Raw genomic sequence first — 12655 nt, 5'->3', positions numbered from 1 at the left:
TTCCCTTTCCGGCGCTTCCGACTCTATCAGATCCTTTCGGCGTCTGACTCCCAGTCAGGGGGGTTTGTCTTCCCGGCCGCTGGGCCGTTCCGACGTCTCAAACCTTAGCGGATCTCCTCTGCGATTCCCAATCGAGTGGACCGGGGTCACGGAGTCCCTATTCGAATTGAATTCGGGCAAGCCGAAATCAACCCCGTCGGGAGATCTTGCTGAGTGGTTTGTTTGCCGCTGATGCGGCGGGAGGTGCTGTCGAAGAACCGTTACGGCTCCGCGGCAACCCGAAGAACTTTACGGATCCGGGAGGGTGATGTCAAGTGTCCTCCCGGGGTGGGCCCGACCCGCTCAGTCGAGGTCGGTGAGGCGCCCGCCGGCGTCCGGCTGGGCGTCCTCCACCCGGCGCAGCAGCCGGGCCAGGACCTCTCCGAGGAGCGCGCGCTCGGCCGGGGTCAGGTCCTGGAGGAGCCCCTCCTCGAAGACCGACGCCAGGCGCATGGCCTCCAGCCACTTCTCGCGGCCCCCGGGAGTCAGCTCCACGATCACGCGGACCCGGTTGGACTCGTCCCGCTCCCGGGTGACCAGCCCCTCCGTGACCATGCGGTCGATCCGGTGGGTCATCGCGGCCGGTGTGAGACCGAGTCGCTTGGCGAGTTCGCTGGGGCCCATGCGATAAGGAGCGCCGGACAGGACGAGGGCCTTGAGGACCTCCCACTCGGCGTTGCTGATGCCGAGGGCGGAGGTCTGACGGCCGTAGGCGACGTTCATCCGCCGGTTCAGGCGGGACAGCGCCGAGACGATCTTCTCCACCTGCGGATCGAGGTCCTGGAACTCGCGCTGGTAGGCGGCGATCTGTTCTTCGAGTGTCGGCTCACCGATGCCGGGGTTGTCGCCCATGGCCGAAGTATCGCACGGGGCGGCTTGGCATCGAAGTCCTTCGACATGTACTGTTTAGCTTCGAAGTTTAGGTTCGAAGTCTTCAGATCTAAGGCTGCCGGACCGTCAGTGACGAGAGAGGTGAACGTGACCAGGGCAATGGGCGCGGCGATGCGCCGGATCCACGTGGGCAACGCACTCAGCGCGTTCGGGCTCGGCTTCACCGTCCCCTACCTGTACGTCTATGTGGCGCAGGTGCGGGGACTGGGAGCCACGACGGCGGGCATGGTCCTCGCCGTCTTCGCCGTGGCCGCGCTGATCGTGCTGCCGTTCGCCGGCCGGGCGATCGTGCGGCGCGGCCCGCTTCCGGTGCTGCTCGTCGCCCTGGTCACGGCCGCGCTGGGGGCGCTGAGCCTCGGGCTCGCGAGCAGCGCGGCGACCGTGCTGCTGTCGGCGGCGGCGCTGGGCGCGGGTCAGGCCGTGATGCAGCCGGCGCTGGCCACGATGATCGTGGACTGCTCGACCGCGGAGACCCGGTCGCGGGCGTTCGCGATGCAGTTCTTCCTGCAGAACCTGGGGCTGGGCGTCGGCGGCCTGATAGGCGGCCACCTGGTCGACACCACACGCGTGTCGTCGTTCACCCTGCTGTTCGCGATCGAGGCGGCGATGTTCCTGCTGCTGGCCGTCGTGATGACGACCGTGCGGATGCCGCACGCGCCGCGCATCGGCGACAGCCCCGCGCAGCCCGCCAAGGGCGGATGGAAGCAGCTGCTCGGCAACCGGGCCATGGTCCAGCTGATGGTCCTCGGCTTCGTGCTGTTCTTCGCCTGCTACGGACAGTTCGAGGCGGGTCTGAGCGCCTACGGTGTCGAGGCCGCCGGTATATCGACGTCCGCGCTGGGCACGGCGCTGGCCGCCAACACCGCGGTGATCGTCGTGGCGCAGTTCGCCGTGCTGAGGTTCGTCGAGCGGCGCCGGCGCTCCCAGGTGATCGCGGCCGTGGGCCTGATCTGGGCGGTGGCCTGGATCGCGGCGGGTTACGCGGGGCTCGGCCACGCCGGCCAGACGATGGCCACGGCCGCGTTCGTCTCGACGTACGCCCTGTTCGGTCTGGGGGAGGCGATGCTCTCGCCGACCGTGGCACCGCTGGTGGCCGATCTGGCTCCGACGGGCATGGCCGGTCAGTACAACTCGGCCTTCGCCCTGGTGAAGCAGCTGGCGCTGGCGGTCGGCCCGGCGGTGGGCGGCCCGATGGGCGCCTCGCTGCACGCGCCGTACATCGTGACCTTCCTGCTGTTCTCGCTGGGCATCAGCGTTCTGGCGCTGCGGCTGGGCCGCCGTCTGACCGAGTCCCAGGACCACCCGTGGCGGTCGCGCAACCGTGTCGTGGCGCGCGGCGGGGCGGCGGAGCCGGTACCGGCGGAGGTCTGAGCGGCGGAGGCGGCGGGGCGCGGGGAAGCGCGCGGCGCATCACGGACCGGCGGCCGGCCGGGGACAGCGACGACTGTCCCCAGCCGGCCGCTCCGTCATGTCCTGGGCAGCGCGAACTCGCACCACACCGCCTTGCCGCCGCCCGGGGTACGGCGGCAGCCCCAGTTGGACGCGATGGTGGCGACGATCGCGATGCCGCGGCCGGATTCGTCCCCGGGCTCGGCCCGCCGCCGCCGGGGGAGATGGTCGTCCCCGTCGGTGACCTCGATGATCAGCCGGCGGTCGGTGCGGCGGAGCCGCAGCCGCATGGGCGGCGTGCCGTGCTGGAGGCTGTTGGCGACGAGTTCGCTCGCGGCCAGGACGCCGAGGTCGTGCAGTTCGGTGGGGAAGCGCCAGCTGGTGAGGACGCCGGAGGCGAAGGCGCGGGCGCGCGGGGCGGCCTCGACGCCGCCGAGGAGTTCGAGGGCGGCGTTGCGGAACAGCTCGCCGTCGGCACCGGTGCGGGCGGGCTGCTGGAGGACGAGGACGGCGACGTCGTCGTCGTGGTCGGCGGCCACGCCGGCGGAGCGCAGCAGGCGGTCGCAGATGACCTGAGGGCTGCCGGTGGCACCGGCGAGGGCGTGTTCGAGGGCGGCGATGCCCTCGTCCAGGTCCTCGTCGCGGCGTTCGACGAGGCCGTCGGTGTAGAGGACGGCGGTGGCGCCCGGACCGAGCGGGACGGAGCCGGAGGCGTGCATCCAGCCGCCGGTGCCGAGCGGGGGGCCGGTGGGTTCGTCGGCGCGCTGGACGGTGCCGCTCTCGTCGCGGACGAGGATGGGCAGGTGTCCCGCGGAGGCGTACACCAGCCGCCCCTCGTTCGGGTCGTGGATGGCGTAGACGCAGGTGGCGATCTGGTTGGCGTCGATCTCGGTGGCGAGGCCGTCGAGCAGCTGGAGCACCTCGTGCGGGGGCAGGTCGAGGCGGGCGTAGGCGCGGACGGCGGTGCGCAGCTGGCCCATGACGGCGGCGGCGCGGACGCCGCGGCCCATGACATCGCCGATGACGAGGGCGGTGCGGCCGCCGCCGAGGGTGATGACGTCGTACCAGTCGCCGCCGACGGCCGCCTCGGTGCCGCCGGGCTGGTAGGTGGCGGCGATGCGCAGGTCGTCGGGCTGCTCCAGTTCCTGCGGGAGCAGGGAGCGCTGGAGGGTCACGGCGGTCTCGCGCTGGCGGCGCTCGCTGGCGCGCAGGCGTTCGGCGGCTTCGGCGTGGTCGGTGACGTCGGTGGCGAAGACCAGGACGCCGGGGCCGCCGGGGCCGTTCTCGGTGACGGGGGTGCAGGTGAAGGTGTAGGAGCGGCCGTCGCACGCCTTGCGGGACTTGACCGTGCGGGGCTTGCCGCTGCGCAGGACCTGGTCGAGCAGCGGCATGAGGCCGAGTTCGACGAGTTCGGGGAGGGCCTCGCCCGCGGGGACGCCGGGCGGACGCGGGCCGAAGGCGGCGGTGTAGGCGTCGTTGACGTAGGCGAGGCGGTGGTCGGGGCCGTGGACGAGCGCGACGAGGGCGGGCGCGCGGTCGAGGACCTCGCGGACCGGGAGGTCCTCGACGGCCGGCACGGGGGACGGGTCGTCGGCCGGTCGTCCGGCCCGGGCGGCGGGCACGGAACCTTCGCCCCGGGCCTCCCCCCGGCGCTCGGGGACGGGCGTCGGTTCCGTCCGCGCTGCGGCGCGGCGCTGCGTTCCGGGGAGCCGGGCGCTCCAGCGCGTGAAGTTCACGAATCCTTGCCTCGTGTAGTCGTCGTCGGCCGGCTCCGGTCCCGGCCGGGGCCCCCGGGGCGCGGACGGTGGGTACCGGCACCGGGAAATGCAGCACTTGGGGAAAGCCTCGTGGGGTGGCAGGGCGGGCGGTGGCCCGTCCTGCCGCGTGGACCAGTCTGGCAGTGTGGCGGACCGGGCTGACATCCGTCAGACGCCGGGCCGGTCCGTCCAGTTCCTCGCTCGGGTCAGGACGACCCCTTCGGGTCGCCGGGAGGTTTTCCACCGGCCGCGAGTTCGAACTCCGCACGAGGGTGTTCGAGTGAGCCGAGGGAGACGATCTCCCGTTTGAACAGTCCGGCGAGCGTCCACTCGGCCAGGACGCGTGCCTTCCGGTTGAAGGTCGGCACGCGGCTGAGGTGGTAGGCGCGGTGCATGAGCCAGGCGGGGTAGCCCTTGAGCTTGCGTCCGTAGACGTGGGCGACGCCCTTGTGGAGGCCGAGCGAGGCGACGGAACCGGCGTACCGGTGGGCGTAGACATCCAGAGGTTCGCCGCGCAGGGTGCGGGTGATGTTGTCGCCGAGGGTCCTGGCCTGGCGCAGGGCGTGCTGGGCGTTGGGAGCGCAGTCCCGTCCGTCGTCGGCGGTGACGTCGGGGACGGCCGCCGCGTCGCCCGCGGCCCACGCGTGCGCGGCGCCCTCGACGGCGAGCTGCGCGGTGCAGCGCAGCCGTCCGCGGTCGGTGAGGGGCAGGCCGGTGGCGGCGAGCAGGGGGTGCGGTCTGACGCCCGCCGTCCATACGACCGTGCGCGTCGGGAAACGTTGTCCGTCGCTGAGGACGGCGACGCGGTCGGCGCAGGAGTCCAGGCGGGTGCCGAGGAGGACCTGGACGTTGCGGCGGCGCAGTTCGGCGACGGTGTAGCGGCCGAGGTCGGGGCCGACCTCGGGCAGGATGCGGTCGGACGCCTCCACGAGGATCCACTTCATGTCCTCGGGCCGGACGTTGTGGTAATGGCGCGCGGTGTAGCGGGCCATGTCCTCCAGTTCGCCGAGGGCCTCGACCCCGGCGTAGCCGCCGCCCACGAAGACGAAGGTGAGGGCGGCGTCGCGGATCGCGGGGTCGCGGGTGGAGGAGGCGATGTCCATCTGCTCGATGACGTGGTTGCGCAGGCCGATGGCTTCCTCGACGGTCTTGAAGCCGATGCCGTGCTCCGCGAGCCCGGGTACGGGGAGGGTGCGCGCGACGGAGCCGGGCGCGAGGACGATCTCGTCGTAGGAGAGGTGCTCGGAGCCCGCGCCCTCCCGGCCGGCGAGCGTGGTGAGGGTGGCGGTGCGGTGGGGGTGGTCGACGGCCGTGACCTCGCCGACGATCACCCGGCAGAGCGGCAGCACACGGCGCAGGGGCACGACGACATGCCGTGGGGAGATGGATCCGGCGGCCGCCTCGGGGAGGAACGGCTGGTAGGTCATGTACGGGTCGGGCGTGACGACCGTGATCTCTGCCTCACCGCGCCTGAGTTCCGCTTTGAGCTTCCGCTGGAGACGCAGGGCCGTGTACATCCCGACGTAGCCGCCGCCGACAACGAGAATGCGCGCACGTTCCTTCACCGTCCCATGACGCACCCAGCGCCTGCGTTTGTCCACAGCCTCGGCGCATTGTGTGACCGGAAGCCGTCGGTGCGCCGCCCGGGCGAAATGCCGGAGTCGGGGGAAGCCGTGCAGGTCAGCGAGCTTTTACCAGGGGTCGCAAGGGGGCGCAAACCGGGCGTATGCGGCTCGTACTCCGATCGGGGGGCGCTCTGTGCGGAACCTGCCCCTTCTGAATTGACTGCCTCTCAACTATGTTCGTATGCCGACGGGGTGTAGGGGGATGCGCTCTTCGGGTCCGCGCAGGCGGTCCCGGGTCCAGGCTCTCTTCCGCGCGCCCCGGAACATCCGATGACGGGGAGAGTCTCCGGGGGGAGACGTCATTACCGGGGGAATTTGCATGCACATTCAGGATTCTCATTGGGCTTCCGCGCCGGCCATCGCCCCTGGCGCGGCGGTGACCCACGGACGAGGCGACAGTGCGCGCTCGACGCCGCTGCGCGTGGACGCGCAGCGCAACCTCGAGCACGTGCTGCGGGCTGCGCGCGAGGTCTTCGGCGAGCTCGGGTACGGGGCGCCGATGGAGGACGTGGCCCGGCGGGCCCGGGTCGGCGTCGGCACGGTGTACCGGCGCTTCCCCAGCAAGGACGTGCTGGTCCGCCGTATAGCCGAGGAGGAGACCTCCCGGCTGACGGACCAGGCGCGCGCGGCGCTGGGCCAGGAGGACGAGCCGTGGTCGGCGCTGTCGCGCTTCCTGCGCACGTCGGTGGCCTCGGGCGCCGGGCGGCTGCTGCCGCCGCAGGTGCTGCGGGTCGGTGTGGCCGACGAGGCGGAGCCGGGCGGGCACGATGCGGCGCGGGTGCCGCAGCAGCGCAGCCAGCCAGGTTCGGGCGAGCTGCGGCTGGTGCCGGACGACACGGCGGACGACGCCGGGGCGGCGGCACTGCTGGAGGTCGTGGGCCAGCTCGTGGAGCGGGCGCGTGCGGCGGGTGAGCTGCGGCCGGACGTGTCGGTGTCGGACGTGCTGCTGGTGATCGCCACGGCCGCGCCGTCGCTGCCGGACGCCGCCCAGCAGGCGGCGGCCTCGGCCCGGCTGCTGGACATCCTGCTGGAGGGTCTGCGCTCGCGCCCGGCGTGAGGGAGTGACACCTGCAGGGAGAAGTGACGGCTGACGGCGGCGCCGCGGGGCGGTGCGCTCGTGCCCCGCTGTCGCTCCCGGGGCCGTACCGGAGATCTCCGGTACGGCCCCGGGTCTTTTCCCGCCGACGGCCCCGGCGGTCTGCCGCGTCCTCCCCGAAGGGGTGACGTCCTGTACTCGCCGCCGCGCGATCCCCTCGGACGGGTGGCCGGTCCCCGCGTGCGGGCCCGCGGCCGAAACGCCCTGTGGCAGTCTGGCCGGATGGTCGGGACCGGGTGGGGCGGCGGCGGAGGCTTTCCGCGATGAGCGTTGACGGGCGGGACGAGTCTCCCGGCGGAAGCGACGCCGGGACCGGTGGCCCCACCTCGCCGCAGGTGCCGAGCCAGGGCGGCCGCGCCGATGTCCCGCCGGGTTCCGGGCCCGCAGGGACGGACCCTCCGGCCGGCACGGGCCTCCCCGCCGGCACGGGCCTCCCCGCCGGCACGGGCCTCCCCGCCGGCACGGGCCTCCCCGCCGGCACGGGCCTCCCCGCCGGGGCGGGCTTCTCAGCCGGGGCGGGCTTCTCAGCCGGAGCAGGTGTTCCGGACGGGCGCGGCGCCCCCGGGGACAGCCCCGTTCGCGCCGGGGGAAGCGTTCCTGCACAGCGTGACCGGCGCGAGGAGCCCTGGCGGGAGGAGCCCTGGCGGGAGGACGGATGGCGGGAGGACAGCGTCCTGCCGCCGCCCGTCGTGCTTCCGCCGTCCGACGCCGCGCTGATCGAGCGGCTGCGCTCGGGCGACGACACGGCCTACGAGGAGCTGTACCGCCGCCACGCCGACGCCGTACGCCGGTACGCCCGCGGCTGCTGCCGCGACGCCCACACCGCCGACGACCTCACCGCGGAGGTCTTCGCCCGTGTGCTCCAGGCGGTGCGCGGCGGCCACGGACCGGAGCACGCGGTGCGCGCCTACCTGCTCACCAGCGTCCGGCGCGTCGCCGCGAGCTGGACGAGTTCCGCGAAGCGGGAGCAACTCGTCGACGACTTCGCGGTGTTCGCCACGCAGTCCGCGCGGGCTTCGGAGGTCTCCGGCACCACGGCGTCCGCCGGCTCCTTCGGGGCGGGGCTCGACCTGGGCGCCGACGTGCTCGCGATGCACGAGGCCGAACAGTCCATGGCGATGCGGGCCTTCCGGTCGCTGCCCGAGCGCTGGCAGGCCGTGCTGTGGCACACCGAGGTCGAGGACGAGTCGCCGAGCGATGTCGCCACGCTCTTCGGACTCGACGCCAACGGCACGCGCGTGCTCGCCAGCCGGGCGCGCGAGGGCTTGAAGCAGGCTTATCTCCAGGCACATGTGAGCGCCTCCCTCACCGGCGACGGGGAGTGCGCCCGCTACGCCGACCAGCTCGGCACCTACGCCCGCCGCAAGCTGCGCACCCGCGCCGAGCGGGGACTGCGCAGGCATCTGGAGGAGTGCGCCAGGTGCCGGCTCGCGGCCGGCCAGATCGAGGAGGTCGCGAGCGGCATCCCCGCCGTCGTGCCGGTGGCGGTCGTCGGCTGGTTCGGCGCCGCCGGGTACGCCAAGGCCGCCGCGCTCATCGCCGGCGGCACCGGGGCGGGCGCGGCGGGTGCCGCCGGCGCAGCCGCGGCGAGCGGCTCGTCGGGCTCCTCCGCGGGCGCCGGCGCGGCCGTCTCGGAAGGACTGGGCGCGCCGGTGAAGGCCGGTGTCGCGGCCGGGGTGGCGGCCGTGGCGGCAGCGGCGGTCGCGCTCGCCCTGGTCGGCGACAGCAGCCCCGAGGAACCGGTGGCCGGGCCGCCCGCCTCCGCGCCGGTGACCGGGCCGGAGCCGGCCGCCCCCGCGCCCGCTCCCACGCCCACGCCTCCTCCCCGGCCCGTGCCGCAGCCCGTGGCCGCCGCCCCGGCGTCCTCGGCGCCCGCACCGACGCCCACGCCCCCACCGACGCCGGCCCCGACACCCACCCCCGCGCCCACGCCCACGCCCACCCCCACACGGACCCCGACGCCGCCCCCCGCACCGGCCCCGGCGCCGTCGTCCGCACCGGCACCGGCACCGCCTCCGTCTCCGGCGCCCGCCCCTCCGCCGCCTCCGGCCGTCTACCGGTGGAGCGAGCTGGCCTACGACCTCGTCGGCAACGGCACCGGACCGGAGATGCGGCTCGGCGAGAGCAGCTGGGTGTGGCAGCGTCAGGGCCTGTCGATCGGCGAGCAGTCCTACGCCCACGGTGTGACGGTCCACGGCGAGTCCTCCGTCACCGTCGACCTCAACCGCGCGTGCACCGCCTACGACGCCATGGCCGGCGTCGACGACATGGCGTCGAAGCTCGGCAAGGTCCTCTTCTCCGTCCACGCCGACGGTGTCCGGCTGTGGAACTCCGCCGTGGTCGGGGGCGGGGACCCGGCGGTTCCCGTCCATGTCGACCTGACCGGCCGCAGGACCGTCCGGCTGGTGGTGGAGCCGCACAGTCCCTTCGACAGCCTGGCACCGGCCGACTGGGCGCAGTCGCGGTTCACCTGCTCGTAGCGGCGGCGAGTTCGGCCAGGACGTCCTCGACGGTGAGGGTCCCCCCGCCGCCGGTCTCCTCCTCGAACCGCTCCGGGCCGAGGGCTTCGCGGGCCGCCTCCCGGGCACGCTCGGCGTGGGCGTGCTCCGGCATGGGGCGCGGATACGCGCCGCGCAGCCGGTCCGCCGCCGCGAGGAACCGCGCCGCGCGCACGTGGTCGCCCGTCTGCCCCAGCAGATCCGCCAGCCGGTCCAGCAGCCCCGCCGTGACGGACTCCGCGCAGTGCCGCTCGACCGCCCGGCGCAGCGCGTCCACGAGCATCGGCAGGCCGTGCTCCGGCCCCCGCACGGCCGCCGTGACGAGCGCGTCGAGCGCGTCGAGGGCGGCCGTGAACTGGGGCGGCGGTGTGCCGTACCGGGCATGCCCACGCGCCGCCTCGCACCACTCGCGCGCGCGGGCGACGTCGTGGTCCTCCAGTGCCATGTGGCCGCGCAGCAGGCTCACGAACGCGAGGGAGTCCGGCACCCCGTAGCGGTCCGCCGCGTCGCTCGCCTCGTCCAGCGCGGCCAGGGCGGCGGGCCGGTCGCCCGCGCGGTGGGCGATCTCGGCGAGCCGGGCGACGAGGAACGGCGCTTCGGCGTGGGCGCCGACCTCATGGGCGAGCCGCAGCGCCTCCCGGTACTCGCTCCCGGCCTCGTCGAGGCGGCCGCGGGCCATCGCCGCCTCACCGGCCGCGCTGCACACCTGCGCGCCCATCCACCGGTCGCCGACCCGCCGGTTCAGCTCGCGCAGCTCCCTCAGGTCGTCGTCCACACCGGGCATGCCGCCGGGCAGGTCGACCGCCAGATGCACGCGGAACATGAGGGCCACGCCCAGCTCCCAGTCGCCGCCGTAGGCACGGCAGTTGGCCACCAGCGCGTCCAGGGAGGGCATGGGGTCCAGCGGGCCGCGCGCGTGGAACACGGTCAGCGGCCACACGATGCCCGGCATCCGTGCGGCGTCCGGCCCGCCGGGTTCGTAGCGTTCGCGCAGCCGGGCGAGGTACGCGCGCTGCCGCGGGTCCTGCGGGTCCATCGGCTCGGCGTCCGACATCAGGAACAGATGCAGCATCCGCAGGTCCATCCGCATCTCGTGCAGCGGATGCCCGGCCTCGTCGTCCGGAACGGCGAGGCCGGGGCCCGCGCTGGCGAAGACGGTGGCGAGGCCCGGGACCGGGGCGGACGCCGTGCCCCGCGCGGGCACGGCTTCCTCGCGGGGCCCGGCCCCCGAGGGCGGCTCGGTCCCCGACGGCGACTCGCCGCCCGGGGAGGGTGCCGCCGCGCCCGCGCGCAGGACGCGCAGGATCCATTCGGCGCCCTCGAAGCGGTAGTTGCGCAGCCACCAGAACCAGCCCATGGCCAGCGCGACGGCCCCGGCGTCCGCCTCCTCGCCGGCCTCGGCGGCACCGGCCAGCGCCGCCCGGATGTTGTCCAGCTCCCTCTCCAGGCGGGCGATCCAGGGCAGCTGGCCCGCCGAACGCAGCTCCGGCTCGGCCTCCTCGACGAGCGAACGCACCCACGCGCGGTGCCGTCGCTCCGCCTCGGCGCGCTGCCCGGGGGCCTCGGCCGCGCGCTCGACGGCGTACTCGTGGATCGTCTCCAGCATGCGGTAGCGCATCTCCCCGGCGGGTGAGGGGGCGGCCACCACCAGGGACTTGTCGACGAGTGCCCCGAGCAGGTCCGCGGCGGGCCCGCCGCACACCGCCTCCGCCGCCGCGAGGTCCCAGCCGCCGGCGAAGACGGACGCCTCGCGCAGCATCGTCCGCTCCGGTTCCTCCAGCAGGTCCCACGACCAGTCGACGACCGCGCGCAGGGTCTGCTGACGGGGCAGGACCGTGCGACTTCCTGAGGTGAGCAGCCGGAAGCGGTCGTCGAGACGGTCGGCGATCTGGCGGGGCGTGAGCAGCCGCAGCCGGGCCGCGGCCAGCTCGATGGCCAGCGGCAGCCCGTCCAGGCGGCGGCAGATCTCCTCGACGGCCTCGGTGTCGCGCAGCACGGCGGCGGCGTCGGGGCGGACGGCGGCGGCGCGCTCCGTGAAGAGCCGGTGGGCCTGGTCGGGCGGCAGCGGTTCGACCGGGCGCACCGTCTCACCGGGCACGCCCAGGGGTTCCCTGCTGGTGGCGAGGACCGTGAGCCCCGGGCAGTGGGTGAGGAGGGTCTCGGCGAGGCCGGCCGCCGCGCCGATGACATGTTCGCAGTTGTCGAGGATCAGGAGCCGGCTGCGGGTGGCGCAGTGCTCCACGAGGAGGGCCGTCGGATCCTCCTGCGGGGTGCTCATCTCGTTGGTCCGCAGCACGGTCTCGCGCAGGCCGAGCGCGCTGACCACCGCGTCCGGTACCGCCTCCGGCCGGTCGAGCGGGGCCAGTTCGACCAGCCACGCGTCGGGGAGCCCGGCGGCGGCCTCCTCGGCGAGGCGGGTCTTCCCCGAGCCTCCCGGTCCGGTCAGCGTGACCAGTCTGGCCCTGTGCAACGCGGAACGGACCGCGCCCAGTTCGTGTTCCCGCCCCACGAAGGAGGTCAGCCGGGGACGGAGGTTGCCGCCGCCGGACTGCCCGGAGGGCGGGGGGACGAAGGGGTCGGGGGTGGCCGGCAGGGGGCTCGGGGCGGTCCGGGCGGGGTCCGGGTCCAGCAGTTCCCTGTACAGGGCGCGCAGCTGCGGTCCGGGGTCCGCGCCGAGGGTGTCCGCGAGGGCCGTGCGCAGGGTCTCGTAGGCGGCCAGGGCGTCCGCCCCGCGCCCCGAGTCGCGCAGGGCCCGGATCAGGAGGAGATGCAGGGGTTCGTCGTACGGGCGTGCCGTGATCAGCTCCCGCAGTTCCGGTACGACGTCCTGGGCACGGCCGAGTCCGAGGTCCGCCTCGACACGGGCGCGGGTCGCCTCCAGGCGCAGGGCTTCCGGGCGGGTCGCGGCGGTACGGTCCGGGAGGTCGGCGAGGGCGGGGCCGCGCCACAGGGCGAGGGCGTCCGCCAGGTCGCGTGCGGCGGTGCGGGGCTCGCCGCGGTCCAGGGCCGTCGTGCCGCTGCGTACGAGCCGCTCGAAGCGGCACAGGTCCACGTCGTCCTCGGACGCCGCCAGGAGGTAGCCGCCCGCGGCGGAGGCGATCGTGTCCCGGCCGAGCGTGCGGCGGAGCCGGCCGACCAGGGCCTGCAGGGCGGCGGGGGCGTCCTGGGGCGGGTCGTCCGCCCACACCTCGCCGATGAGGATCCCGGGCGGTGTGGCGCGGCCCGGGCGCAGGGCCAGGGCGGTGAGCAGCGCCCGCACTCTGGGGCCGCCGACGGGCAGGGGGCTGCCGTTGTCGTCTTCCGCCTCGGTGACGCCGAGGATCCTGTACCGCATCGGGTCATTGTGGCGGGGGCGGCGGC

General features: G+C 74.6%; 7 protein-coding genes. 3 read left to right on the top strand and 4 right to left on the bottom strand.

Going from position 1 to position 12655, the window contains the following annotated elements; genetic code table 11:
* Positions 1-342: 342 nt before the first annotated feature.
* Positions 343-891, bottom strand: a complete 549-nt coding sequence (locus tag ACIQGV_RS31580) for a MarR family winged helix-turn-helix transcriptional regulator (RefSeq protein ID WP_402500502.1) — start codon at positions 889-891, stop codon at positions 343-345.
* A 138-nt stretch (positions 892-1029) separates the two neighbouring features.
* On the opposite strand from ACIQGV_RS31580, the gene ACIQGV_RS31575 reads away from it, so the two are divergent.
* Entirely contained in the window at positions 1030-2301 is a 1272-nt protein-coding gene (locus ACIQGV_RS31575) for an MDR family MFS transporter (protein ID WP_402500522.1), read from the top strand.
* Positions 2302-2396: 95 nt separating this feature from the next.
* Here the strand turns inward: ACIQGV_RS31575 and ACIQGV_RS31570 are convergent, their stop codons facing one another.
* Together ACIQGV_RS31570 and ACIQGV_RS31565 are read right to left on the bottom strand one after the other, a co-directional pair.
* Positions 2397-4055, bottom strand: a complete 1659-nt coding sequence (locus ACIQGV_RS31570; protein WP_402500500.1) for a SpoIIE family protein phosphatase — start codon at positions 4053-4055, stop codon at positions 2397-2399.
* Positions 4056-4282: 227 nt separating this feature from the next.
* Complete coding sequence (locus ACIQGV_RS31565; protein ID WP_402500498.1) at positions 4283-5641, bottom strand: NAD(P)/FAD-dependent oxidoreductase; 1359 nt, start codon at positions 5639-5641, stop codon at positions 4283-4285.
* A gap of 379 nt (positions 5642-6020) precedes the next feature.
* Between ACIQGV_RS31565 and ACIQGV_RS31560 the strand changes: the two genes are divergently transcribed.
* A complete protein-coding gene (locus tag ACIQGV_RS31560) occupies positions 6021-6758 on the top strand; it encodes a TetR/AcrR family transcriptional regulator (RefSeq protein WP_402500496.1) in 738 nt (245 codons plus the stop codon).
* Between the two features lie 302 nt (positions 6759-7060).
* A complete protein-coding gene (locus tag ACIQGV_RS31555; RefSeq protein WP_402500494.1) occupies positions 7061-9277 on the top strand; it encodes a sigma-70 family RNA polymerase sigma factor in 2217 nt (738 codons plus the stop codon).
* Here the strand turns inward: ACIQGV_RS31555 and ACIQGV_RS31550 are convergent.
* Entirely contained in the window at positions 9264-12629 is a 3366-nt protein-coding gene (locus ACIQGV_RS31550) for a BTAD domain-containing putative transcriptional regulator (RefSeq protein ID WP_402500491.1), read from the bottom strand. The genes ACIQGV_RS31555 and ACIQGV_RS31550 overlap by 14 nt on opposite strands.
* Positions 12630-12655: the final 26 nt, after the last annotated feature.

Source organism: Streptomyces sp. NPDC093094, from assembly GCF_044754345.1.
Classification (GTDB): Bacteria; Actinomycetota; Actinomycetes; order Streptomycetales; family Streptomycetaceae; genus Streptomyces.
This window is presented reverse-complemented; position numbering and strand designations above follow the sequence as displayed.